At 68.5% G+C, this 23,833-nt stretch carries 25 protein-coding genes; 18 read left to right on the plus strand and 7 right to left on the minus strand.

Translation table 11 applies throughout. The annotated features are described in order from the left end of the window. The first annotated feature begins 68 nt into the window (after nucleotides 1–68). Complete coding sequence (locus LDL21_RS15630) at nucleotides 69–647, plus strand: TetR/AcrR family transcriptional regulator (protein ID WP_225280641.1); 579 nt, start codon at nucleotides 69–71, stop codon at nucleotides 645–647. Between the two features lie 18 nt (nucleotides 648–665). On the opposite strand, the gene LDL21_RS15635 is transcribed toward LDL21_RS15630, so the two are convergent. Together LDL21_RS15635 and LDL21_RS15640 are read right to left on the minus strand one after the other, a co-directional pair. Continuing rightward, the gene (locus tag LDL21_RS15635; protein WP_225280642.1) at nucleotides 666–1,289 is read right to left on the minus strand and encodes an alpha-ketoglutarate-dependent dioxygenase AlkB; all 624 of its coding nucleotides are present in this window, start codon (nucleotides 1,287–1,289) and stop codon (nucleotides 666–668) included. A gap of 95 nt (nucleotides 1,290–1,384) precedes the next feature. After that, a complete protein-coding gene (locus LDL21_RS15640; RefSeq protein ID WP_308017136.1) occupies nucleotides 1,385–2,251 on the minus strand; it encodes an LLM class flavin-dependent oxidoreductase in 867 nt (288 codons plus the stop codon). Between the two features lie 97 nt (nucleotides 2,252–2,348). On the opposite strand from LDL21_RS15640, the gene LDL21_RS15645 reads away from it, so the two are divergent. Together LDL21_RS15645 and LDL21_RS15650 are read left to right on the plus strand one after the other, a co-directional pair. Further along, nucleotides 2,349–2,843: a VOC family protein gene (locus tag LDL21_RS15645; protein WP_225280644.1), complete on the plus strand. Its 495-nt coding sequence runs from the start codon at nucleotides 2,349–2,351 to the stop codon at nucleotides 2,841–2,843. A gap of 7 nt (nucleotides 2,844–2,850) precedes the next feature. Continuing rightward, nucleotides 2,851–3,651 (plus strand): MerR family transcriptional regulator, encoded by an 801-nt coding sequence (locus LDL21_RS15650; protein ID WP_372462185.1) that lies wholly within the window; start codon nucleotides 2,851–2,853, stop codon nucleotides 3,649–3,651. 30 nt (nucleotides 3,652–3,681) lie between these two features. Here LDL21_RS15650 and LDL21_RS15655 read toward each other — a convergent pair whose 3' ends face one another. The 3 genes from LDL21_RS15655 to LDL21_RS15665 form a co-directional block, all read right to left on the minus strand. Next, complete coding sequence (locus LDL21_RS15655; RefSeq protein ID WP_225280646.1) at nucleotides 3,682–4,059, minus strand: hypothetical protein; 378 nt, start codon at nucleotides 4,057–4,059, stop codon at nucleotides 3,682–3,684. A gap of 133 nt (nucleotides 4,060–4,192) precedes the next feature. Continuing rightward, complete coding sequence (locus tag LDL21_RS15660; protein ID WP_225280647.1) at nucleotides 4,193–4,756, minus strand: GNAT family N-acetyltransferase; 564 nt, start codon at nucleotides 4,754–4,756, stop codon at nucleotides 4,193–4,195. Between the two features lie 130 nt (nucleotides 4,757–4,886). Beyond that, nucleotides 4,887–5,177 (minus strand): hypothetical protein, encoded by a 291-nt coding sequence (locus tag LDL21_RS15665; protein ID WP_225280648.1) that lies wholly within the window; start codon nucleotides 5,175–5,177, stop codon nucleotides 4,887–4,889. A gap of 455 nt (nucleotides 5,178–5,632) precedes the next feature. On the opposite strand from LDL21_RS15665, the gene pyrR reads away from it, so the two are divergent. Genes pyrR through pyrF form a run of 7 tightly spaced genes read left to right on the plus strand, consistent with a single transcriptional unit; the run spans nucleotide 5,633 to nucleotide 14,323 of the window. Then, the gene (pyrR, locus tag LDL21_RS15670) at nucleotides 5,633–6,262 is read left to right on the plus strand and encodes a bifunctional pyr operon transcriptional regulator/uracil phosphoribosyltransferase PyrR (protein WP_225280649.1); all 630 of its coding nucleotides are present in this window, start codon (nucleotides 5,633–5,635) and stop codon (nucleotides 6,260–6,262) included. Further along, complete coding sequence (locus tag LDL21_RS15675; protein WP_225280650.1) at nucleotides 6,259–7,212, plus strand: aspartate carbamoyltransferase catalytic subunit; 954 nt, start codon at nucleotides 6,259–6,261, stop codon at nucleotides 7,210–7,212. Before pyrR ends, LDL21_RS15675 begins: the two co-directional genes overlap by 4 nt. After that, the gene (locus LDL21_RS15680) at nucleotides 7,209–8,507 is read left to right on the plus strand and encodes a dihydroorotase (RefSeq protein ID WP_225280651.1); all 1,299 of its coding nucleotides are present in this window, start codon (nucleotides 7,209–7,211) and stop codon (nucleotides 8,505–8,507) included. Before LDL21_RS15675 ends, LDL21_RS15680 begins: the two co-directional genes overlap by 4 nt. A 12-nt stretch (nucleotides 8,508–8,519) precedes the next feature. Further along, nucleotides 8,520–9,026 carry a PH-like domain-containing protein gene (locus tag LDL21_RS15685; RefSeq protein ID WP_225280652.1) on the plus strand — a complete coding sequence of 169 codons (507 nt, stop codon included), beginning with the start codon at nucleotides 8,520–8,522 and terminating at the stop codon, nucleotides 9,024–9,026. Then, nucleotides 9,023–10,138: a glutamine-hydrolyzing carbamoyl-phosphate synthase small subunit gene (carA, locus tag LDL21_RS15690; protein ID WP_225280653.1), complete on the plus strand. Its 1,116-nt coding sequence runs from the start codon at nucleotides 9,023–9,025 to the stop codon at nucleotides 10,136–10,138. Before LDL21_RS15685 ends, carA begins: the two co-directional genes overlap by 4 nt. Continuing rightward, nucleotides 10,138–13,500, plus strand: coding sequence for a carbamoyl-phosphate synthase large subunit (carB, locus tag LDL21_RS15695; protein WP_225280654.1), 3,363 nt, complete (start codon nucleotides 10,138–10,140; stop codon nucleotides 13,498–13,500). Before carA ends, carB begins: the two co-directional genes overlap by 1 nt. 1 nt (nucleotide 13,501) lies before the next feature. Then, nucleotides 13,502–14,323 carry an orotidine-5'-phosphate decarboxylase gene (gene pyrF / locus LDL21_RS15700; protein WP_225280830.1) on the plus strand — a complete coding sequence of 274 codons (822 nt, stop codon included), beginning with the start codon at nucleotides 13,502–13,504 and terminating at the stop codon, nucleotides 14,321–14,323. A 131-nt stretch (nucleotides 14,324–14,454) separates the two neighbouring features. On the opposite strand, the gene LDL21_RS15705 is transcribed toward pyrF, so the two are convergent. Then, complete coding sequence (locus LDL21_RS15705) at nucleotides 14,455–14,799, minus strand: DUF6463 family protein (protein ID WP_225280655.1); 345 nt, start codon at nucleotides 14,797–14,799, stop codon at nucleotides 14,455–14,457. Between the two features lie 30 nt (nucleotides 14,800–14,829). Between LDL21_RS15705 and LDL21_RS15710 the strand changes: the two genes are divergently transcribed. The 7 genes from LDL21_RS15710 (at nucleotide 14,830) to LDL21_RS15740 (ending at nucleotide 21,991) form a co-directional block, all read left to right on the plus strand. After that, nucleotides 14,830–15,420: a TetR/AcrR family transcriptional regulator gene (locus LDL21_RS15710; protein WP_225280656.1), complete on the plus strand. Its 591-nt coding sequence runs from the start codon at nucleotides 14,830–14,832 to the stop codon at nucleotides 15,418–15,420. A gap of 348 nt (nucleotides 15,421–15,768) precedes the next feature. Next, entirely contained in the window at nucleotides 15,769–16,089 is a 321-nt protein-coding gene (gene mihF, locus LDL21_RS15715; RefSeq protein ID WP_030203531.1) for an integration host factor, actinobacterial type, read from the plus strand. 5 nt (nucleotides 16,090–16,094) lie between these two features. Further along, entirely contained in the window at nucleotides 16,095–16,682 is a 588-nt protein-coding gene (gene gmk / locus LDL21_RS15720; protein ID WP_174550285.1) for a guanylate kinase, read from the plus strand. 27 nt (nucleotides 16,683–16,709) lie between these two features. After that, nucleotides 16,710–16,988 carry a DNA-directed RNA polymerase subunit omega gene (gene rpoZ / locus LDL21_RS15725; protein WP_067493623.1) on the plus strand — a complete coding sequence of 93 codons (279 nt, stop codon included), beginning with the start codon at nucleotides 16,710–16,712 and terminating at the stop codon, nucleotides 16,986–16,988. Between the two features lie 28 nt (nucleotides 16,989–17,016). Beyond that, on the plus strand, nucleotides 17,017–18,234 hold the full coding sequence (gene coaBC / locus LDL21_RS15730; protein ID WP_225280657.1) for a bifunctional phosphopantothenoylcysteine decarboxylase/phosphopantothenate--cysteine ligase CoaBC: 1,218 nt from the start codon (nucleotides 17,017–17,019) through the stop codon (nucleotides 18,232–18,234). A gap of 167 nt (nucleotides 18,235–18,401) precedes the next feature. Then, complete coding sequence (metK, locus tag LDL21_RS15735) at nucleotides 18,402–19,613, plus strand: methionine adenosyltransferase (protein WP_225280658.1); 1,212 nt, start codon at nucleotides 18,402–18,404, stop codon at nucleotides 19,611–19,613. Nucleotides 19,614–19,627: 14 nt separating this feature from the next. Continuing rightward, on the plus strand, nucleotides 19,628–21,991 hold the full coding sequence (locus LDL21_RS15740; protein WP_225280659.1) for a primosomal protein N' family DNA-binding protein: 2,364 nt from the start codon (nucleotides 19,628–19,630) through the stop codon (nucleotides 21,989–21,991). Nucleotides 21,992–22,319: 328 nt separating this feature from the next. Here the strand turns inward: LDL21_RS15740 and LDL21_RS15745 are convergent, their stop codons facing one another. Further along, complete coding sequence (locus tag LDL21_RS15745; protein WP_225280660.1) at nucleotides 22,320–23,165, minus strand: SDR family oxidoreductase; 846 nt, start codon at nucleotides 23,163–23,165, stop codon at nucleotides 22,320–22,322. A 74-nt stretch (nucleotides 23,166–23,239) separates the two neighbouring features. On the opposite strand from LDL21_RS15745, the gene LDL21_RS15750 reads away from it, so the two are divergent. Further along, nucleotides 23,240–23,830, plus strand: coding sequence for a TetR/AcrR family transcriptional regulator (locus LDL21_RS15750; RefSeq protein ID WP_225280661.1), 591 nt, complete (start codon nucleotides 23,240–23,242; stop codon nucleotides 23,828–23,830). Nucleotides 23,831–23,833: the final 3 nt, after the last annotated feature.

The raw sequence follows: 23,833 nt of genomic DNA on the forward strand, positions 1-23,833 counted from the left end.
GTGGGAGACGATATGGACCGTCGGTCAACTTTGTCAACGGATCGGCGGGCGCCGAGGAAATGAGTGCGATGAGCGAGGGCCGTCGGGTGGAACGAGCGGATGCCGCGCGCAACCGGCGGGCAATTCTCGAGGCGACCATGACGCTGCTCGACGAACACGGTGCCGCCGGAGTGACCATGGATCGGGTCGCGGCGGCGGCGGGGGTCGGGAAGGGCACCATCTTCCATCGCTTCGGTAGCCGCTCCGGCCTGCTCTACGAACTCATCGCGGAGGGGGCGACCGAGCTCATGACGCGAGTGCTCGACGGCCCGCCGCCGCTGGGTCCGGGTGCGCCCGCCGGTGACCGGTTGCTCGCGTTCTTCGATGCGATGACCTGTCTGGTCACCGACCATGTCGAGCTGATCGCGGCCTACCGCGCGATGCCGCCGCATCCGCGCACCGAGGAGTTCCATGCGTTCTGGGCCGAGCACATCAGCACGCTCCTCCAGGAGGTCAGGCCGGATCTCGATGCCGAAACCGTTGGTGCGCTGCTGCTTTCGTCGATCGGTGGCGACCTCGCCCAGCAGATGGCCAGGGCGGGGGAGGTCGCGCGGCTACGAGCGGCCGTTCAGGACATGGTCCGCTCGGTGCTGAACATTCCCCGGTGACGAGCCGGGGGCGGCAGTTCAGCGGACGCCGCGGGGGCGGAACTGGATGCTGATGCGTGGACCGACCGGGCGCGTGGTTTTGGGGACGGCGTGTTCCCAGGTGCGCTGACACGCGCCGCCCATGACGAGCAGATCGCCGTGACCTGCGGTGAAGCGGACGCTGGCGCCGCCACCTCGCGGGCGTAGGAGCAGGGCGCGCGGGGCGCCGACGGAGACGATCGCCACCATGGTGTCGTGGGTGGCGCCACGGCCGATGGTGTCGCCGTGCCAGGCGACGCTGTCGCGACCGTCGCGATAGAAGCACAGCCCCGCCGTTCGGAACGGTTCGCCCAGTTCTGGCAGGTAGTGCGCGGTGAGCGCGTCGCGGGCCTCGACCAGCACCCGATCCGGCAGGGGATCGTGCTCACCGAAGAAGGAGACCAGGCGCGGCACGTCGACCACCCGGTCGTACATCGGCCTGCGCTCGGCGTGCCACGGCACCCGCTCGGCGAGTCGATCGAACACCTCGCTTGCCCCGCTCAACCATCCGGGCGCGACATCGACCCAGGCGGTGGCGTCGAGCTGGGTCCGCCGGAGAGCGTCCAGCGAACCCAGCGCAATCGCCTCACCGTCGAACAGTGAACCTTGCAGGGGCATCGACATGACCGCCATTCTAACGCGCATTCGAACGTATGTTCGCATTCCTGGCGACCGGGATTCCGTACGCCAGTGCGGGTGATCGGCGCTCCCGCGAGGTCCTATGTCCCGGCGAGCGCGGCGACCACCGGGGCGAACCGTTCGGCGAAGTCGGCACCGACAACGATGTAGGAGAAGCCGGCTTCCTCGCGACGACGCTGGATTTCGTCGATGGCGGCGGCGGGGTCGTCGGGGAGGACGGTCAGGGCGTCGGCGGCGCGGAGTGCGGCGGGATCGGTCGCGGGGTGGGCCATGTGCGGGGCGACGGTGTCGCCGATCACCGGGACGGCCAGCGCCAGTTCGGGGCCGTTGTCGGTGCGGAATTCGCGGGTCAGCCGCTCGACCTGGTTTCGGGGCTTATCGCCGAGCGGGAAGGTGACCGTGTCGGCGATCTCGGCCGCCAGGGCGCGTGCCTTCGGGCCGTACACCGCCATCGCCACCGGGGTGCGCCGGTCCGGGCCGTCGAGTTCGCGCAGCCGGTCGACGGTCTCCCGGATGTGGGCCAGCCGTTCGCCAGGCGCGACGATCGGCAGACCCTTGTCCCGCAACTCGTCCTCGATGCCACCGCGTCCGGTGCCGATTCCCATCTCGAACCGGCCGTCCGTCAGGAGCGACAGTGAATGCGCTTCCCAGGCCGTCATCCACGGCGGGCGCAGGGGAGAGGCATACACCCAGGTCCCCACGCACAGGTCTGTCAGTGTGGCAGCGGTGGCGAGCATGGGCGCCGGCGCCGGTTGCGTGAGTGGGAAATCGGCCACCAACAGGGTCGAATACCCGAGCCCGGCGATCTGCCGAACTCGCTCTCGCCACACCTGCGCTTCACTCCTGAGTGGTGCGACAACCCCGAACCGAAACTTCCTGACCATCTGCGAACACCTCTCCGTCGACGTCTGACGCATGTTCCGACGACAACCCGGCTCGAAATTCATCGCCGACTCGCTCGTGCGACTGTCCGACCGGGGACTTCGGTGCGTTCGACGCGGCAGACTTGACCCTTACGTAACGTCAGGGTCGACGATCACTCGTATGAACTTTCCAGCTTTCGAGATGAGCCCAGTGCCCCTTCCCGGTCCCGACGCCGTTGCGCCGCAACCGTTCCGGGGTATCTACGGGATGCCGATGTTCGTGATCGTGCCGTGTGCCGATATCGCGAAGTCGGTGGAATTCTGGGTGGAGGGCCTCGGGTTCTTCGAGTTCTTCACCGCGCCGGGGCAGGTGACGCACCTGCGGCGGTGGGCGTTTCAGGATGTGCTTCTCGTGCCGGGGGCACCGGCGGACAGACCGGGTGGGTTGACGGTGAGTTTCTCCTGCGTGCTCGACGAGATCGACGGCATCGCCGAAGCGTGCGAGCGGGCGGTGCCGGGATGCACGGTCGGACCACGGGTGATGCCGTGGAATTCGATGGAACTCGAGGCGGTGACACCGGAGCACACGCGCGTGGTGATGACCGCGGCCCGCCCGTACGACCCGGACAGCCCGGCGGCCGAGCACCTGCGGTCGATGGGTATCGAAGGGCCCTGACGGCACAATGGTGGTCGTGACCACCTCGCCACGCACCGTCGGCGCCACGGCGCGGCTGCTCGGTGTCACCACCCGCACCCTGCATCACTGGGACGCGATCGGGCTGGTCTGCCCGTCGGAGCGCAGCCCCGGCGGGTACCGGCTCTACAGCGCGGCCGAGGTGGCGCGCGCCCACCGTGTGCTGGTCTACCGCGAACTCGGCGTACCCCTCGACGACATCGCGAGCCTGCTGGACGCACCGACCGCCGACGCCCTCACCACCCTGCGTGCGCAGCGCGCCGAACTCGAGGCCCGCATCCACCGGCTACGCGGGATGGCCGACGCGGTGGATCGGCTGATCGAAGCACGCGAGTCGGGGATCCTGCTCCCCGCCGAGGATCAGGTCGCGATCTTCGGCGAGGGATGGGAACCGACGTGGGTCGAGCAGGCCCGCGAACGCTGGGGCGAGACTCCGCAGTGGGCGCAGTACGCCGAACGCGTGGCCGACCGCACCCCCGAGGACTGGCGCAAGATCACCGACGACCTGTCCGCCCTGCACACCGACCTCGCCGCGGCACTGCGCCACGGTGTCGCCCCGGGCAGCCAGGAAGCCGACACTCTCGCCGAACGCCACCGCGCCTCCCTCGCGGTCTATTTCGACTGCACCCACGCCATGCACGTCTGCCTGGCCCGCACCTACCGCACCGATCCCGGCTACACCGACTTCTACGACTCCCTCGCCCCCGGCCTGACCCGGTGGCTGTGTGCCGTCATCGACGCCAACGCCCGAGCCAACGGCATCGACCCCGCGACCGCGACCTGGAGTTGACTACGGTCCTCACAAGGTGAGGGCGGCGTTTCAATTCGCGAGGGCGACCAGACCGGCGCCGACCAGTGCCACCAGCGCGATCACGTCGGCACGGGCCACCCGAAGGGTTCGCGCGTTGAGCCTCCCCGGCCCGATCACCGCGGTGAGTACGAGAAACGTAGCGGTGCTGACGATTCCGGCCGTGATCGTCAAAGCCCTGGCGGCCGGCACAACAGCACCGACGACCAACCCGAACCCCACCATCGCGAGCAACACCGCGCGATGACGCAGGAGAAGCTCCAGATCCCGGTCCGTGACGACGGTGCCATAGGCGGTGCTCGCCCGTCGCGGCGACAACGCGACCACACCGGGCACGATGTGCAGAATTCCGACGCCCACCAGCAGCGTCGCGACAATGCCTGCTCCCACCTTGCACTCCTCCGATTCGCCTACCTGAAGTCGTGCAAGCATGTCCGGTCCGGGTCGCCGTCCACTTCCGTAAACGTGTCGTATCCCGGCGGACGCCTTCGGCGGCGGCACGCGGTTTCCTCGAGAACGCGCGTCACGAGCCATGTGCGGTGGTCGCCCAGACCTGATAGCGACCGGAATCGCACGGAGCCTCGGCCGCGCGCACACCGGTCTCGACCAGGCGGTAACCGAGCCTGCGAGGCACTGCCGCGCTGCGGACATTGGCCGCGTCGCAACGGATTTCGACGCGCTCGATGTGGGGGAGTGCGAGGGCGGCGGCGGTGAGCGCGCGCGCCGCCCGGGTGATCACGCCGCGACCGGTATGGGCGACGTGACGCCAATACCCGATTTCCAGTGCTCCGGCCGCCACACGGTCGTGCAGCCCGATCCCACCGACGACTTCGCCTGCCGCAGTGAAGATTCCGTACAGATACCCGCCGCCAGGAGTCGGCCACCGCGTGCTCGATATCTCGATGGAAAGCCGCTGATCCTCGCGCGTGGGTGGTTCGGCCGCCCACGCCATCCACTGGTGCAGGTGCTCGTGCGAATCGATGAGCGCGCCCAACCGGCTGTCCACGTCGTCCAGTCGCCACCGGCGCACGACCAGATCACCCAGGTCGATACGCGCCGGCGGCGTCGCCGCGATGTCGATTTCCATAGTCGATGGTCGCCGCACCGGGAACGCCGCGTCAAAGCGTTTTCACCGAGCGGTCAGGGCGACACACGCGTGCGCGCGGCAACTACCTGACCTGGGCCGCCGACCGTGAGTTCCACGGTCGGCGGGTGGCTCAGCTTCCCTGGGTCAGATAGTTGTAGATCTCGTGGATGGTGACGGTGGGCTGGGTGGTGATCCCGGCCTCTTGGCTCAGCGGCCCGATGGTGGTCTGGGCGAACTCCTGGAACTGGCCTGCGGACTCCCACACATCGGTGACGTGAAAGCCGTCATCGGTCTTCCTGACCAGATGAAAGATCATCCCGGGCCCGCCGGGCCCTCCGTGCTCGAATCCCATCTTCTTTATGACCTGGTCATATTGCTCCATCGTCGCGCCGGGGAAATCGAGTTCGACGGCAACAGCCATAACGTCATCTCCTTGTCGGAAGGTGCGGAAGATCCCGCGAAACAGCCCGCCCGCGGCGCAAAGTCCAGCGGTCGAGCAGGAAGGAGCGACTACAGGCCCGGCTCATCGAGAGGGGGTCGCGAAGATCACCATGGCCCGGCACTCCGATCGGACCACGCTTGCGCTGAATGCGACACCACCTCCGCGCTACCGTATGTGGTGCGCATCACAGTGTAGTTGGCGCTCCGGTGACCGACAAGACAGCGCCCTGTCGCCCCGCGACTGGAAATCACCGCGCTCGCAGGGCTTTCGATCGGGCTGTGATCGTCACCGCACCCACGGTCGCCACCCGCGGCCCGTGGCCGTGCTCACAGGCGGGACGACCTGGTCAAAGGCGGGTTCCGACGCTGATAAGGTGGAGCGCGAGTTAGACATCCTTTAACGGACCGTCCGGTGAGGCGGGGAAGGAGGTCGGCATGGCTGTGCCCGAACGGGCGGCCAAAACCGGCGCGGGCGAAACATCGCAGCGGCACACCCCGGAATGGGTGGCGGCTGGGCGGGAGCTGTTGTCGCCGTCGGATGTGCAACGCACGGTAGCGCGCATCGCGCACCAGATCATCGAGAAGACCGCCCTGGATTCCGGCGACGCCGACGCGCCACGGGTGGTTCTCATGGGAATCCCCACGCGCGGCACCACCCTGGCCAACCGGCTGGCGGACAAGATCGAGGAGTTCTCCGGCGTGCGGCCCGCGCTCGGCTCGCTCGACATCACCCTCTACCGCGACGACCTGCGCAGCCGTCCGCACCGTCCGCTGGAACGCACTTCGGTGCCCGACGGCGGCATCGAGAACTCCCTCGTCGTCCTGGTCGACGACGTGCTGTTCTCCGGGCGCACCGTCCGCAGCGCCCTCGACGGCCTGCGCGACCTCGGCCGTCCCCGGGCCGTGCAGCTGGCGGTCCTCATCGACCGAGGCCACCGCGAACTGCCGATCCGCGCCGACTACGTGGGCAAGAACGTGCCGACCTCGCGCGCCGAGGACATCTCGGTGCTGCTCACCGAACACGACGGCCACGACGGCGTCTACCTGCACCAGGAGGCGAAATGAAGCACCTGCTGACCGTCGCCGACCTGGATCGCGCCGCCGCCACCGAACTGCTCGACGAAGCCGAACGCTTCGAACAGGCCCTGCTCGGTCGCGAAGTGAAGAAGCTGCCGACCCTGCGCGGGCGCACCGTGATGACGGTGTTCTACGAGAACTCCACCCGCACCCGCGTCTCCTTCGAGGTCGCCGGTAAGTGGATGAGCGCCGATGTGATCAATGTGAGCGCGTCGAGTTCGTCGGTCTCCAAGGGCGAATCGCTGCGCGACACCGCGCTCACCCTGCACGCCGCGGGCGCCGACGCGCTGATCGTGCGCCACCCCGCCTCGGGCGCGGCGCACCAGATCGCGCGCTGGATGGAGCAGTGGGCCAAGGAGGAGAACCGCCAGGCGCCGTCGATCATCAACGCCGGCGACGGCACCCACCAGCACCCCACCCAGGCGCTGCTCGACGCGCTGACCCTGCGTCAGCGCCTCGGTGACATCGAGGGCAAGCGGGTGGTGCTGGTCGGCGACATCCTGCACAGCCGGGTCGCCCGATCCAACGTCGTTTTGCTGAACACCCTCGGTGCGGAAGTGGTGCTGGTCGCGCCGCGCACACTGCTGCCGGTCGGGGTCGAAGCCTGGCCCTGCCGGGTCGCGACCTCCCTCGATGCCGAACTGCCCGGCGCCGACGCGGTGATGATGCTGCGCGTGCAGGCGGAGCGGATGAACGGCGGGTTCTTCCCGTCGGCCCGCGAATACTCGATCAACTACGGATTGTCCGAGCGCAGGCTCGCGCTGCTCGACGACGACGCGGTGGTGCTGCACCCCGGTCCGATGCTGCGCGGCATGGAAATCGCCTCGGCCGTCGCGGACTCACCGAAAGCCGCTGTGCTGCAGCAGGTTTCCAACGGTGTGCACATGCGGATGGCCGTGCTGTTCCGGCTGCTCGTGGGTCAGGAGGAAACGGTATGACTGAGCTGCTCATCAAGAACGTCAAGCCCTATGGTGAGGGCGAGCCGGTCGACGTGCTCGTGCGCGGCACCGTCATCGCCGAGATCGGTTCCGGTCTCACGGCCGCCGACGACGCCGAGGTGATCGAGGGCAACGGCCAGATCCTGCTGCCCGGCTTCGTCGACCTGCACACCCACCTGCGCGAACCCGGCCGCGAAGACACCGAGACCATCGAAACCGGTTCCGCCGCAGCCGCTCTCGGCGGGTACACCGCCGTGTTCGCCATGGCCAACACCAGTCCGGTCGCGGATTCGCACGTCATCACCGATCACGTGTGGCGGCGCGGCCAGGAGGTCGGCCTGGTCGACGTGTTCCCCGTCGGCGCGGTGACGGTGGGTCTGGAAGGCAAGCAGCTCGCGGAGATGGGCACCATGGCCGCCGGTGTCGGCCAGGTCCGGATGTTCTCCGACGACGGGCACTGCGTCTACGACCCGCTCATCATGCGGCGCGCGCTCGAGTACGCGAACTCGCTCGGTGTCCTGATCGCCCAGCACGCCGAGGAGCCGCGCCTGACCAAGGGCGCCGTCGCGCACGAGGGTCCGAACGCCGCCCGGCTCGGGCTGGCCGGCTGGCCGCGCGCGGCCGAGGAGTCGATCGTCGCGCGCGACGCCCTGCTCGCCCGCGACGCCGGTGCCCGCGTGCACATCTGCCACGCCTCCACCGCCGGCACTGTCGAGCTGGTGAAATGGGCCAAGTCCCAGGGGATTTCGATCACCGCCGAGGTCACCCCGCACCACCTGCTGCTCGACGACTCGCGCCTCGAGACCTACGACGCGGTCAACAAGGTGAACCCGCCGCTGCGCGAGGCCTCCGACGCCGCCGCGCTGCGTCAGGCGCTGGCCGACGGAATCATCGACTGTGTCGCCACCGACCACGCCCCGCACGCCGAGCAGGACAAGTGCTGCGAGTTCGCGGTGGCCCGCCCCGGCATGCTCGGCCTCGAGACGGCCCTGTCGATCATCGTGCAGACGATGGTGCAGCCGGGTCTGCTCGACTGGCGCGGTGTCGCGAAGGTGATGAGCGAGAAACCCGCCGCGATCGTCGGACTCGACGACCACGGCCGCCCGATCGCCGTCGGCGAACCCGCCAACCTGACCCTCGTCGACCCCGACGCCGAGTGGACGGTGCGCGGCGCCGAACTGGCGAGCATCTCGAACAACACACCGTTCGAGGACATGACGTTCCCGGCCGAGGTCACAGCCACCGTGCTGCGCGGCCGGGTAACTGCCCGCGAGGGCAAGGCGGTCGGGATCTAGGGAGGCCAGGACGTGGAGAGAACGCTGTGGGTAGTCGGGCTGCTGGCGGTATTCGTACTGTGCCTGTGGCTGATGTACCGGGCCTGGCAGAAGAAAGCCGCGAGCCAGCAGTCGCGGATCGGTGACCTGCCGACCGTGCCCGCCGAACTGGGTGCGCAACTGCTGGAGCCGACCACCGGCCTGTACCTGGGCAGCACCTTCGCGCCCAGCTGGCAGAACCGGATCGCGGTCGGTGACCTGGGGTTCCGCGCGACCGCCGAACTGACGCGGTTCGAACGCGGGATCCTGCTCGAACGTGACGGGGCGACGCCGATCTGGATTCCCCAGGAATCCGTGACGGCCGTGCGCACCGAGCGCGGACACGCGGGCAAAGTGATGACGGACAATGGTGTGCTGGTAATTCGCTGGACACTGCCGACCGGAACCGAGATCGATACCGGATTCCGGGGCGACGACAAGACGGTGTACCCGGCATGGACCGCGGATGCGACCAGGGTGACGACGGGAGACGATGAATGACGAAGACCAAAGCAGCCCTTGTGCTGGAGGACGGCCGCGTGTTCCGCGGTACGGCCTTCGGCGCCGAGGGGCAGACCCTGGGTGAGGCGGTGTTCTGCACCGCGATGACCGGGTACCAGGAGACCCTGACCGACCCCAGCTACGACCGCCAGATCGTGGTGGCCACCGCCCCGCAGATCGGCAACACCGGCTGGAACGACGAGGACGACGAGTCCGGCAAGATCTGGGTCGCCGGCTACGCCGTGCGCGACCCGTCGACGATCTCGTCGAACTGGCGCGCCACCGGCACCCTGCAGGATCAGCTCGACAAGCAGAACGTGGTCGGCATCGCCGGCATCGACACCCGCGCGGTCGTGCGCCACCTGCGCACCCGCGGCTCGATGAAGGCGGGCATCTTCTCCGGCGCCGCCCTCGCCGGTGACGAGGAACTGCTCGCCCGCGTGAACGGTCAGCCGTCCATGCTCGGCGCGGACCTGGCCGAAGAGGTCAGCACCGACGGCATGTACACGATCGAGCCGGTGGGTGACCACCGCTTCACCGTCGTCGCGGTCGACCTCGGCATCAAGACCAACACCCCGCGCATGTTCGCCGAACGCGGTGTGCGCACCCACGTGGTGCCGTCGAACACCTCCCTCGACGACATCCTCGCGCTGAACCCGAACGGTGTGTTCCTCTCGAACGGCCCCGGCGACCCGGCCACCCAGACCGGCGCGATCGCGCTCACCCAGGGTGTGCTCGAGCGCGGGATCCCGCTGTTCGGTATCTGCTTCGGCAATCAGATCCTCGGCCGGGCACTGGGTCGCGAGACCTACAAGATGAAGTTCGGCCACCGGGGCATCAACATCCCGGTCATCGAAGAGGGCACCGGCCGCATCTCCATCACCGCGCAGAACCACGGCTTCGCCCTGGAGGGCGAGAAGGGCGAGCAGTTCGACACGCCCTTCGGCAAGGCCGAGGTCTCCCACGTCTGCGCCAACGACGGCACCGTCGAGGGTGTGCGACTGATCGACGGTCGCGCCTTCTCGGTGCAGTACCACCCCGAGGCCGCCGCAGGCCCGCACGACGCCGCATATCTGTTCGACCGTTTCGCCGGTCTCATGGAAGGAGCCTGATGCCTCGCCGCGAGGATCTGAAGCACATCCTGGTGATCGGCTCTGGCCCGATCGTGATCGGCCAGGCGTGCGAATTCGACTACTCCGGTACCCAGGCGTGCCGGGTGCTGCGGTCCGAGGGACTGCGCGTGTCGCTGGTGAACTCCAACCCGGCGACCATCATGACCGACCCCGAGTTCGCCGACTCCACCTACGTGGAGCCGATCACCCCGGAGTTCGTCGAGAAGGTCATCGAGAAGGAGCGCCCCGACGCGATCCTGGCCACCCTCGGCGGGCAGACCGCGCTCAACACCGCGGTCGCGCTGCACGAGAACGGGGTGCTCGCCAAGTACAACGTCGAGCTGATCGGCGCCGACTTCGACGCCATCCAGCGCGGCGAGGACCGGCAGAAGTTCAAGGACATCGTCGCCAAGGTCGGCGGTGAGAGCGCCCGCAGCGCCGTCTGTTACACGATGGACGAGGTGCGCGACACCGTCGCCGAACTCGGCTACCCGGTGGTCGTCCGCCCCTCCTTCACCATGGGTGGCCTCGGCTCGGGCATGGCCTACAACGAGGAAGACCTCGACCGCATCGCCGGTGGCGGCCTGTCGGCCTCGCCCACCGCGAACGTCCTGATCGAGGAGTCCATCCTCGGCTGGAAGGAATTCGAGCTCGAGCTCATGCGCGACGGCCGCGACAACGTGGTCATCGTCTGCTCCATCGAGAACGTCGACCCGATGGGCGTGCACACCGGCGACTCGATGACCGTCGCCCCCGCGATGACGCTCACCGACCGCGAGTACCAGAAGATGCGCGACCTGGGCATCGCCATCCTGCGCGAGGTCGGCGTCGACACCGGCGGCTGCAACATCCAGTTCGCGGTGGACCCGAAGGACGGTCGCCTGATCGTCATCGAGATGAACCCGCGTGTCTCGCGCTCCTCGGCGCTGGCATCGAAGGCCACCGGCTTCCCGATCGCCAAGATCGCCGCCAAGCTGGCCATCGGTTACACCCTCGACGAGATCGTCAACGACATCACCGGCGAGACCCCGGCCTGCTTCGAGCCGACCCTGGACTACGTCGTCGTGAAGGCGCCGCGGTTCGCGTTCGAGAAGTTCCCCGGTGCCGACGCCACGCTGACCACCACCATGAAGTCGGTGGGCGAGGCGATGTCGATGGGCCGCAACTTCTCCGAGGCCCTCGGCAAGGTGCTGCGCTCGCTCGAGACCAAGGCGGCCAGCTTCTGGACCGCCGAGGACGGGCAGTGGGCGCCCAAGGATCCCAGCGACCCGGCCTCGGTACGCGAGGCCATCGACGCGATTCTCGCCGACCTGCGTGTGCCGACCGAAGGCCGCATCTACCAGGTGGAGCGGGCGCTGCGCTACGGCGCCTCGATCGAAGAGGTCGCCGAGGCCTCCGGAGTGGACCCGTGGTTCGTCGCCGAGGTCGCCGGACTGGTCGCGCTGCGCCAGGAGGTGCTCGACGCACCCGTCCTCGACGAAGACCTGCTGCGTCAGGCCAAGCACTACGGCCTGTCGGACCGTCAGCTCGCCGCGCTGCGGCCCGAGCTCGCCGGTGAATCGGGCGTGCGCTCGCTGCGCCATCGCCTGAACGTGCGGCCGGTCTACAAGACGGTCGACACTTGCGCCGCCGAGTTCGAGGCGAAGACGCCGTATCACTACAGCTCCTACGAGCTGGATCCCGGCGCGGAGTCCGAGGTCGCGCCGCAGCGTGAGCGCGAGAAGGTCATCATCCTCGGCTCCGGCCCGAACCGCATCGGTCAGGGCATCGAGTTCGACTACTCGTGTGTCCATGCGGCGCAGACACTCTCGGCCGCCGGGTACGAGACCGTGATGGTCAACTGCAACCCCGAGACCGTGTCCACCGACTACGACACCGCCGACCGCCTCTACTTCGAGCCGCTGACCTTCGAAGACGTGCTCGAGGTGTACCACGCGGAGTCGGAGTCGGGCACCGTCGCCGGTGTCATCGTGCAGCTCGGCGGCCAGACCCCCCTCGGTCTGGCGCAGCGGCTCACCGACGCCGGTGTCCCGGTGGTCGGCACCTCCGCGGCCGCGATCGACCTGGCCGAGGACCGTGGCGAATTCGGTGACGTGCTCGTCGCCGCCGGCCTGCCCGCCCCCAAGTACGGCACCGCGACCACGGTCGAGCAGGCCAAGAAGATCGCCGCCGAGATCGGCTACCCGGTGCTGGTCCGCCCGTCCTACGTGCTCGGCGGGCGCGGCATGGAGATCGTCTACGACGAGAAGTCGCTCGAGGGCTACATCTCCCGCGCCACCGAACTCAATCCGGACCACCCGGTGCTCGTCGACCGGTTCCTGGAAGACGCCATCGAGATCGACGTCGACGCCCTGTGCGACGGCGAGGAGGTCTACCTCGGCGGCGTGATGGAACACATCGAGGAAGCGGGCATCCACTCCGGTGACTCCGCCTGCGCGCTGCCCCCGATCACCCTGGGCCGCAGCGACATCGAGGCCGTGCGCCGCTCCACCATCGCGCTGGCCAAGGGCATCGGCGTGAAGGGCCTGCTCAATGTGCAGTACGCCCTCAAGGACGACGTGCTCTACGTCCTCGAGGCCAACCCACGCGCCAGCCGGACGGTGCCGTTCGTGTCCAAGGCCACCGCGGTGCCGCTGGCCAAGGCGTGCGCCCGGGTGATGCTCGGCGCCACCATCGCCGAACTGCGCAAGGAAGGCATGCTGCCACCCGAGGGCGACGGCGGCCACGTGCCGCTCGACGCGCCGGTCGCGGTGAAGGAAGCCGTGCTGCCCTTCCACCGGTTCCGTCGCGCCGACGGAACCGGCGTGGACTCGCTGCTCTCCCCGGAGATGAAGTCCACCGGCGAGGTCATGGGCATCGACGCCGACTTCGGCACCGCCTTCGCCAAGAGCCAGGCCGCCGCCTACGGCTCGCTGCCCACCCAGGGCACGGTGTTCGTGTCGGTCGCCAACCGCGACAAGCGCGCCATGGTGTTCCCGATCAAGCGCCTGCACGACCTCGGCTTCCGCATCCTCGCCACGGCGGGTACCGCGGAAACCCTGCGCCGCAACGGCATTCCCTGCGAACAGGTGCGCAAGCACTCCGACCCGGCGACCACCGATCCGGCCACCGGCATGCCGGAGGCCTCCATCGTGGAGCAGATCCGCGACGGCGAGATCGACATCGTGTTCAACACCCCCTACGGCAACTCGGGTCCTCGCGTGGACGGCTACGAGATCCGCACCGCCGCGGTGGGCGCGAACATCCCGTGCATCACCACCGTGCAGGGCGCGGCGGCCGCGGTGCAGGGCATCGAGGCCGGCATCAACGGTGGTCTCGGGGTGCGTTCGCTGCAGGAACTGCACTCGAAACTGCGTGGCTGACATGACATTCGGTCACCGGTTGCAGCACGCCATGCGGCAGTTCGGTCCGGTGTGCGTCGGCATCGACCCCCACCCCGCCCTGCTGCGGGCGTGGGGGCTCGGCGAAGACGTCGAGGGGCTCGAGGCGTTCGCCGAGATCTGTGTGGAGGCTTTCGACGGTCGCGTCGCCCTGGTGAAGCCGCAGGTCGCGTTCTTCGAGACCTACGGTTCGGGCGGTATCGCGGTTCTGGAGCGCACCATCTCGGTGCTGCGCGCCTCGGGCACCCTGGTGCTCGCCGACGCCAAGCGCGGCGATATCGGCTCCACCATGGACGCCTACGCGCACGCCTGGCTCGGTGACGGGCCGCTCGGTTCCGACGCTGTGACGGTCTCGCCGTACCTCGGTTTCGGATCACTCGAGCCGGCGCTGAGCCTGGCCGAGACCAACAACCGTGGCGTGTTCGTCCTGGCGGCGACCTCGAATCCCGAAGGGGCGCAGCTGCAGCGGATCGTGGCGGCCGACGGGCGAACGATCGCGCAGACGATGGTCGACGAGGCAGCCGCACGCAACACGGGCGACGGATTCGGCTCCGTCGGTGTCGTCGTCGGCGCGACGCTCACCGAGGCGCCCGACCTGTCGAAGCTCAACGGGCCCATTCTCATGCCGGGAGTGGGTGCCCAGGGTGGGGGAGCGGACTCGATCCGCGCGCTCGTCCCCGCGGCGAACCTGTCGGCGGTGGTCCCGAATGTGTCGCGTGAGGTGCTCAACGCCGGCCCATCGGTGACGGCGTTGTGCGACAAGACCGCTCAGCTGCAGGAGGAGTTCGCCTTCCTGCAGGCCTGACATCTGCTGTGACGGAGCCGGAGTGGCGTGCGAGCCGCTCCGGCTCCGTTGTCGTACCCCCGTAATGGCGCCGAAATGGCCTCTGGCGCAATTGTTTTCGAGTTCCGGATGGTCTGGGTGGATCGACGCGTTCAGGCGGCGACGAGAGCGTTCCTGGCCCGCCACCAACCGAACGCGCCGACTCCGACCGGGACGAGCAAGGTGACGAACCCCGACAGCGGTTGGTAGATCAGCCCGCACGCCGTCACCAGCGCCAGCGTGCCGAGCACCGGGGCGGGCACGAACCCGCGCGCCCGTTCCAGGTCGATCATGGCCAGCCCGAGGCCGACGCCGACCACGCCGAACAGGGTGAACCAGAACGACAGCTCCGTGTCCTGATCACTCGCCGCGAGCAATGCGATGCCCATGACCGTGTGCACGCCCGCGATGAAGATCAACGACGCTCCGGCGACCGGAAAACGAGTTTTTGAATTCATATTCATAAACTGTGCCACTAGGCTGACGCGGTGGCAAGACCCCGTCTCTTCACCGACGATCAGGTGCTCGACGCCGCCCGTGACCTGCTCGCCGACCCGGCCGTGACCAGGCCGTCGATCGCCGCGATCAGCAAGGCCGCGAGCGTGCACTCCGGCTCCATCTACGTGCGTTTCGCCTCACGTGACGAACTCCTCGCTCGCTTGTGGCTGCGTTCGATCCGGCGCTTCCATGAGGGTTTCGTCGCCGCGCTGCGCGGTCCCGAGCCGTTGCTGTCGGCAGCCGTCTTCCTGCCTCGCTACTGCCGTGAGCGGCCCACCGAGGCCAGGGCGATGAAGATGTTCCATCGGGAACAATTGCTCGATGTGGGGCCCGAGGAGTTGCGCGCCGCGATCGCGAGCGTCAACGACGAGATGCAGGCCGCGCTGCTGGCCGCCGTGTCGACCGAATTCGGCGTCGTCGACGACGAATCCCGGGCCGTCGCCGAGGCTGCGGTGAAGGCGATTCCGTACGGATTGGTCCGCGATTACATCGCCCGCGCCGCCCCGATTCCGGACTGGATCGACGACGTGACCGCGACCGCCGTCGAGGCTGTGCTGGACCGATTTCGTGCCCGGAAGTGACGACACGCGGTACGAAAACGTGCGACACGCGCATAAATTCGGGAAAGTCGCTGGTCGCGCCGCACCGGGTTTGCCGGACCGGCCGACCGTGCTCACGCTACCGAGTGGCTAACATCGCCCAAAACGGTATAACCGCAGGTCCAGACGTGTTTTCAGAATTCGGCGGTACGATCGGATGGCGGGAATCCGACCTCGCCGCATCATGCCCGCGCGCGCCATACGGCATCCGTAATCCGCCCCTGACCTGGGGGTCGGGTTCGCAATCGGCGGGCACCGTGGGTACGGTCGCACAGACCGTCCGGGTAACCGGCGGTAGATCTAGCAATGAACGATGAGACGGAGGAACCCGTGGCCCTTCCCCAGCTGACTGACGAGCAGCGCGCCGCTGCTCTGGAGAAGGCGGCTGCCGCTCGCCGCGCTCGGGCAGAGCTCAAGGAGCGCCTGAAGCGAGGCGGCACCAACCTGAAGCAGGTCCTCACCGACGCCGAATCCGACGAGATCCTCGGCAAGATGAAGGTGTCGGCGCTGCTCGAGGCTCTGCCGAAGGTGGGCAAGGTCAAGGCCGCCGAGATCATGACCGAGCTGGAGATCGCCCCCACCCGGCGTCTCCGTGGCCTGGGCGACCGTCAGCGCAAGGCGCTGCTGGCTCGCTTCGACTTCGACTCCTGATCCAGGTGGTCGAACAACACACGCGGAAGGGCCGACTGGTTGTACTGGTCGGCCCCTCGGCCGTCGGCAAGTCCACGGTCGTGCGGTGCGTGCGGGAACGTCTGCCCGAGCTGGTTTTCAGCGTGTCGGCCACCACCAGGGCCCCGCGGCCCGGTGAGGTCGACGGACGCGACTACCGCTTCGTTTCCCGAGCCGATTTCGACGCCATGATCGAGGCGGACGAATTGCTCGAATGGGCGGACATCCATGGGGGGTTGCAGCGATCGGGCACCCCCGCGGCGCCGGTGCGTGAGGCACTGGACGCCGGACGATCGGTACTGCTCGAAGTCGACCTGGCCGGTGCGCGGTCGGTCCGGCAGGCGATGCCGGAAGCGCTGCTGGTGTTTCTCGCCCCGCCGAGCTGGGAAGAACTGGTCTCGCGGCTGCGTTCACGCGGTACCGAGACCCCCGAGGTGATCGAGCGCAGGCTCGAGACCGCCCGGGTCGAATTGGCCGCACGTGACGAGTTCGACACGGTCATTGTGAACGCCGAGGTGACGACCGCCTGCGAGCAGTTGGTATCCTTGTTCGTTAGCACAAATTCGAGTTCTTGACCCACTAAACCGCAGGAGCCTCCCCTAGTGAGCACGGACATCACCGCTGCACCCGCGTACGACACTCCCATCGGCCTGACCAACCCGCCGATCGATGAGCTGCTCGAGCGCACCTCGTCCAAGTACGCCCTCGTGATCTACGCGGCCAAGCGCGCCCGGCAGATCAACGACTACTACAACCAGCTCGGTGACGGCATCCTCGAGTACGTCGGCCCGCTCGTCGAGCCGGGTCTGCAGGAGAAGCCGCTGTCGGTCGCCATGCGCGAAATCCACTCCGACCTGCTCGAACACACCGAGGGCGAGTGACAATCCCCAGCCGGGAGGCGTAGAGACCATGCGGATCGTCGTCGGGGTCGGCGGGGGCATCGCCGCCTACAAGGCGTGTGCCCTCGTTCGCCGTTTCACCGAGACCGGGCATCAGGTGCGGGTCATTCCCACCGAGGCGGCGCTGCAGTTCGTCGGCAAGGCGACCTTCGAGGCGCTGTCCGGTCAGCCGGTGCACACGGACGTGTTCACCGACGTGCCCGAGGTGCCGCATGTGCGGATCGGCCAGGAGGCCGATCTCGTCGTCATCGCCCCCGCCACCGCGGATCTGATGGCTCGCGCCGCCCAGGGGCGCGCCGACGATATGCTCACCGCCACCTTGCTGACGGCCCGATGTCCGGTGTTGTTCGCACCCGCGATGCACACCGAGATGTGGGAGCATCCGGCGACGGTGGCCAATGTCGCGACGCTGCGCGCGCACGGCGCCAACGTCATGGAACCCGCGTCGGGCCGGCTCACCGGTGCCGACACGGGTCCAGGACGGCTGCCGGAACCGGAGGAGATCTTCGGTCTGGCCTCGCTGCTGCTCGAGCGCGCCGACGCACTGCCCCGCGACCTGACCGGTCGTCGCGTGGTGATCACCGCAGGCGGGACGAGAGAACCTCTCGACCCGGTGCGTTTCCTCGGCAACCGCAGCTCCGGTAAGCAGGGCTACGCCCTGGCCAGGGTCGCCGCCCAGCGTGGCGCCCAGGTGACGCTGATCGCGGGCAACACCATCGAGCTCGCCCCGCCCGCCGCGGTCGAGCTGGTCCACATCACCACCGCCGAACAGCTCAAGACGGCCGTCGACAAGCACGCCGTGGGCGCCGATGCGGTCGTCATGGCGGCCGCGGTCGCCGATTTCCGTCCGACCCATGTGGCGGCAGCGAAGATCAAGAAGGGCGCCGACGAACCCGACGTGATCCCGTTGACCAAGAACGCCGATATCCTCGCCGGTCTGGTCGACGCCCGCACCGAGGGCAGGCTCGACGGCACCGCGATCGTCGGTTTCGCCGCCGAGACCGGGGACGACAACGGTGACGTGCTCACCCACGCCCGCGCGAAACTGGCCCGCAAGGGCTGCGACCTGCTCGTGGTCAACGCCGTGGGTGAGGGCAAGGCGTTCGAGGTCGACACCAACGACGGGTGGCTGCTCGGGGCCGACGGCACCGAGGTGGCACTCGATCACGGTTCCAAGGCACTGCTGGCGAGCCGGGTGCTCGATGCGCTCGTGCCGCTGCTGCGCTGACCGGGTAAAACCGCCGTTTCGTGCGCGAAAACCGTTGCGCCGCAACGATCTCGCGCAGTGTACCGCGCACGGGTGTGTTCGTGGTGTGGGTTGTCCTAACCCGCCACCTTGTCGGTGGTTTGGAATAGTCTGAAGAGAAGTAACCCGTTGAGGGAGAGGGAATAACTGTGCGTACGACAGGTAGTCGGCTATTCACCAGTGAGTCTGTGACCGAGGGCCATCCGGACAAGATCTGTGACGCGATCAGCGATTCCATCCTCGACGCATTGCTCGCCGAGGATCCGGGCAGCCGCGTCGCGGTGGAAACCCTGGTCACCACCGGCCAGGTCCATGTCGCGGGCGAGGTGACCACGTCGGCCTACGCCGACATCCCGCGGATCGTGCGCGAGAAGGTCCTCGAGATCGGATACGACTCCTCCGCAAAGGGTTTCGACGGCAACTCCTGCGGTGTCAACATCGCCATCGGCGCGCAGTCGCCCGATATCGCCCAGGGTGTCGACACCTCGCACGAGGCGCGCGTCGGCGGGTCCGACGACGAGATCGAACGCCAGGGCGCGGGCGACCAGGGCCTGATGTTCGGCTACGCCACCACCGACACTCCCGAGCTCATGCCGCTGCCGATCGCGCTCGCGCACCGGCTCTCGCGCAAGCTCACCGAGGTCCGCAAGTCCGGCGTGCTGCCCTACCTGCGGCCCGACGGCAAGACCCAGGTCACCATCGAATACGACGGTGACCGCCCGGTCCGCCTCGACACGGTCGTCATCTCCACCCAGCACGCCGCCGATATCGACCTGGACAACCTGCTGGCACCCGATATCCGCGAGAAGGTCGTCGAGGCGGTCATCGGCGATCTGGAGATCCCGTCGCTCGACACCTCCGACATCCGCCTGCTGGTCAACCCGACCGGCAAGTTCGTGCTCGGTGGCCCGATGGGTGACGCCGGTCTCACCGGTCGCAAGATCATCGTCGACACCTACGGCGGCATGGCCCGCCACGGTGGTGGCGCGTTCTCCGGCAAGGACCCGTCGAAGGTCGACCGTTCGGCCGCCTACGCCATGCGCTGGGTCGCCAAGAACGTGGTGGCCGCCGGCCTGGCCGACCGCGTCGAGGTGCAGGTCGCCTACGCCATCGGCAAGGCTGCCCCGGTCGGTCTGTTCGTCGAGACCTTCGGCACCGAGAAGGTCGACCCCACCCGCATCTCGACCGCCATCTCCGAGGTGTTCGACCTGCGTCCGGGCGCGATCATCCGCGATCTCGACCTGCTGCGCCCGATCTACGCGCCCACCGCGGCCTACGGTCACTTCGGCCGCACCGATGTCGACCTGCCCTGGGAGCACACGGACCGCGCCGACAAGCTGCGCGCGGCCGTCGGCCTGTAGTACCCACGGCCCGCGTGACCGCGGACGAACCATCGACAGCAGCGGGACACCCGATCGCCCGGGTGCTCCCGCTGCTGTCGCCCGCGCACCTGGACCGCGATTTCGACTACCTCGTCCCGCCCGAACTGGACGAGATCGCCCAGCCCGGTGTGCGCGTGCGCGTCCGCTTCGCCGGCCGCCTCGTCGACGGCTATCTCCTGCAACGCCTTTCGTCCACCGAGCACACCGGCAAAATGGTGAAGCTCGAGCGCGTGGTCTCCCCGGAACGCGTCCTCACCCCCGAAATCCTGCGCCTGGCCACCACCGTCGCCGCCCGCTACGCAGGCACCCGCGCCGACGTCCTGCGCCTGGCCATCCCACCCCGCCACGCCCGCACCGAGGCGAGCGGGGCATCAGCCACCACATCGAAGAAGTCCGCCGCCCGCGAGGGAGAAACGCGCGGCACGGACAAGGGCGCAGCCCCCGGATCCGTTCAGGCCCTCCACGTCACGGCCACATCAGTCGGCGCGACCGCCGAGCCGCCGACATCCGACGGCGCCATGCCTGGACCTTCCGAGGCCGGGACTGAATCATCGAGTGCGGCAGCCGAATCCAGCGCTGGGCCCGCTCAATCCGACCGCGCTGCCGACGCACATGGTTCCCCTGCGGCTGGGTACACCGCCGCGGGTGGTTCTGTTGCGTCGGGTCCGGTCGCCGCCGAGTCAGGTTTCGGCGGCGGTGTGACTGGATCTGCCGCCGTCGGGGCCGAGACCGATTCAGCCACAGCGGAATCGGCAGTGGATGTCGACGTGTCGGCCTGGGAGCGGTATCTGCACGGCGGGGCGTTCGTGGCGGCGTTGCGGCAGGGGAAGGGGCCTCGGGCGGCGTGGCAGGCGATGCCGGGGGAGGACTGGGCGGCACGGTTGGCCGAGTTGGCGGCGACTGTGGTCGCGGCGGGGCGCGGGGCGGTGTTGATGGTGCCCGATCAGCGGGATCTGGACCGGCTTCTCGCGGAATGTGTTCGGCTGGTGGGTGATTCGGCGGTCGGGTTGTCGGCGGGGTTGGGGCCCGCGGCGCGGTACCGGCGGTGGTTGTCGGTGTTGCGGGGGCAGGCGCGGATCGTGGTCGGTACGCGGGCGGCGGTGTTCGCGCCCGTTCGTGACCTCGGCATGATCGCCATCTGGGACGACGGGGACGACACCTACGCCGAACCGCGCGCACCATATCCGCACGCGCGGGAGGTCGCGATGCTGCGCGCCCACGAGACAGGTGCGGCCTTCGTGGCCGCCGGTTTCGCGCGCACCGCCGAGATCCAGGCGGTTGTCGAAACCGGTTGGGCCCATGACCTTCTCGCTGAGCGTGCGACCCTGCGCGCGGTGATGCCCCGGATCAGCGCCCCCGGCGACAGCGACTTCGCGCTGGAACGCGACGCGCTGGCCAGAGCCGTACGCATCCCCGGTGTGGCCTTCACCGCCGCCCGTGCCGCGATCAAAGAGAACGCGGCCGTGCTGGTTCAGGTGCCCCGCCGCGGATATGTGCCGTCGCTGGCATGTGCCAAATGCCGAACCCCCGCGCGCTGCCGACATTGCAACGGGCCCTTGGCATTACCCCATTCGAACAATGGTGAAGCAGCCAGTCCGCACTGCAAATGGTGCGGCATCACGGAGGCGGCGTTCCGCTGCCAGGCGTGCGGGGCCCGCGCACTCCGGGCGATGGTGATCGGCGCCGCCCGCACCGCGGAGGAGCTGGGCCGGGCCTTCCCCGGTGTGCCGATCCGGACATCCGGGGGCGGCGACATGCTCGACACCGTGGAGCCGGGCGCCCAGGTCGTGGTCGCGACCGTCGGCGCCGAACCCTTGGTGCGCGGCGGATACGGCGTCGCGCTGCTCCTCGACGGCTGGGCCCTGCTGGGTCGCGCCGACCTGCGTGCCGCCGAGGACACCCTGCGCCGCTGGATGGGTGCCGCCGCCATGGTCCGCCCCCGTGGCCAGGTGATCGTGATGGCCGAACCGTCCCTGCCCACCGTGCAGGCCCTGGTCCGCTGGGACCCGGTCAACCACGCCGCCGCCGAGCTCGAAGCCCGCGCCGAGGTGGGGTTCCCCCCGGCTGTCCGCATGGCCGCCGTCGACGGAACCACCGAGTCGATCACCGAACTGCTCGAGGCCGCCCAACTGCCCGACCAGGTGGAGATCCTCGGCCCCGTCCCGCTCCCGCCCACGGCTCGCAAACCGTTCTCCGGCGCCGACGAACCCGCCGAAGTGGAACGCATGCTCCTGCGTGTGCCCCGCTCCTCGGCGGCCCCCCTGTCCCGCGCCCTCGTCGCAGCCCAGGGCGTCCGCAGCTCTCACCGCTCCGACGCCCCCCTCCGAGTCCAGATCGACCCGGTCGACATCGGCTGACCTCGCCCGGACCGATTCGAGCGCCATCCGCCTCGGCCTGGTGGATGTCGACTGATGCGGGCGGGCCGATTCCGGGCCCTTCCACGTTGGACCCGAGGACATCAACTGAATCAGACCCGCAGTCACCCCGTGGGGATCGCCCGACAATGGTTGGCCCTGCACTCGACAGCGATCTGTGCCGAGAAGTCGGGTGCATCGCCGGACTGGCGGAAGCGCAATGAAGTCGACGCGTCGCCGTTGGGGGCCACGGGCGCATGCCATCGCGACGAGGGCCGAGGCGCCTGATCGGGTCGAACCCCGCGCGGACCCGGTATGAGCCGCGGCGGGTTCAGCGGAACATCGCGCTGTGGCGCCGCGCCCACTGTGCGTACGACGTGGCCGGGCGCCCGAGTACCCGCTCGATATCATTGCTGACCTGCTGCTCCTCGGGAGTCGGTGTGCCGAGGATGGTCAGGGTGTGGTCGGCGACCGGTTCCGGCATGAAGTGCAGCATGTTCTGCTTCGCCTGGGCGGGTGTGAGCTCGACGAAGGTGATCGGTTCTTCGATCGCCTCGGCGAGGGCGATTGCCTGTTCGCGCGGAGTCACCACGGCCGGGCCGGTGAGCGTGTAGGCGTGGCCGTGGTGGCCGTCCTCGCGCAGGGCCGCGGCCGCGACGGCGGCGATATCGGCGGGATCGACCGAGGGCAGGCCGACATCGCCGAAGGGAGCCGCGACCGTGCGGGCGGTGCGAACGGATTCCAGCCAGGCGAAGGTGTTGGAGTTGAACGCGCCCGGTCGCAGCGCGGTCCATTCGAGGTCCGAGGCCGCGAGGGCCTGCTCGAAGGCGATCGTTCGCGCGTACCCGGCGGAATCGGGGCGGGTGACCGCGCCTTGGGAGGACACGAAAACCACCCGGTGCACACCGGCCGCCGACGCCGTCTTCAGCACCTGTTCCGGCTCCGGTCCGCTCATCAGCTGCTCACCCGTGATGAGCAGGAACAGTGCGTCCGCACCGGCGAGGGCGGGGGAGAGGCTGTCGAGGTCGCCGAGATCGGCGACGACGTGCTCGACGCCTGCGGGCAGGTCGACGGGCGTGGTTCCGCGCGACACCGCACGAACCGCTTCTCCCGCCGAGTGCAGTACCTCGACAAGCTGACGTCCGATATTGCCGGTCGCACCGGTGACAACGATCATGATCACTCCTGAGTTAGTTGGCTGACTAAAAAGAACATAGCACCGAGGTCGCCACCGTGTCTATAGTTAGTTGCATGACTGACTCACCAACGCGAGGTGCCCCGAGAGCGGGGAAGCGGGAACGTCTCGTCGAGGCGGCCGCGCGGGTGTTCTACGAGCAGGGCATCGAGAAGACGACCATCGCCGATATCGCCACCGCGGCCGATGTCCCGGTCGGCAACGTCTACTACTACTTCAAGACCAAGGATCAATTCGTCCACGCCGTCATCGAGACCCATGCGAGCACGCTGGCCGAGGTGGTCGCGAAGCTCGCGCCGTTGCCCACACCGGCCGGGCGATTGAAGGCGATGGTCGACTCGTGGGTGGACCAGCGTGAACTCGCCGCCCGCTTCGGCTGCCCGACCGGTTCGCTCGCGGCCGAACTCGACAAGCGACCCGACGGTTTCGGGGGCGAACCGGCGCGGCTGATGAGCCTCCTGATCGATTGGGCGCGTGATCAATTCACCGAACTCGGAAGGGCGGACGCGGCCGAACTCGCCGTGGCCTTCGTGGCCGCCTATCAAGGAATTTCCTTGATCACCAACACGTTTCGTGATCCCGACCTGATGATTACCGAGGGTGACCGGCTGAAACGGTGGATCGATGAGGTTGCCGGGCGGGGCTGATCA

It is taken from the genome of Nocardia rosealba (assembly GCF_020216065.1).
GTDB lineage: Bacteria > Actinomycetota > Actinomycetes > Mycobacteriales > Mycobacteriaceae > Nocardia > Nocardia rosealba.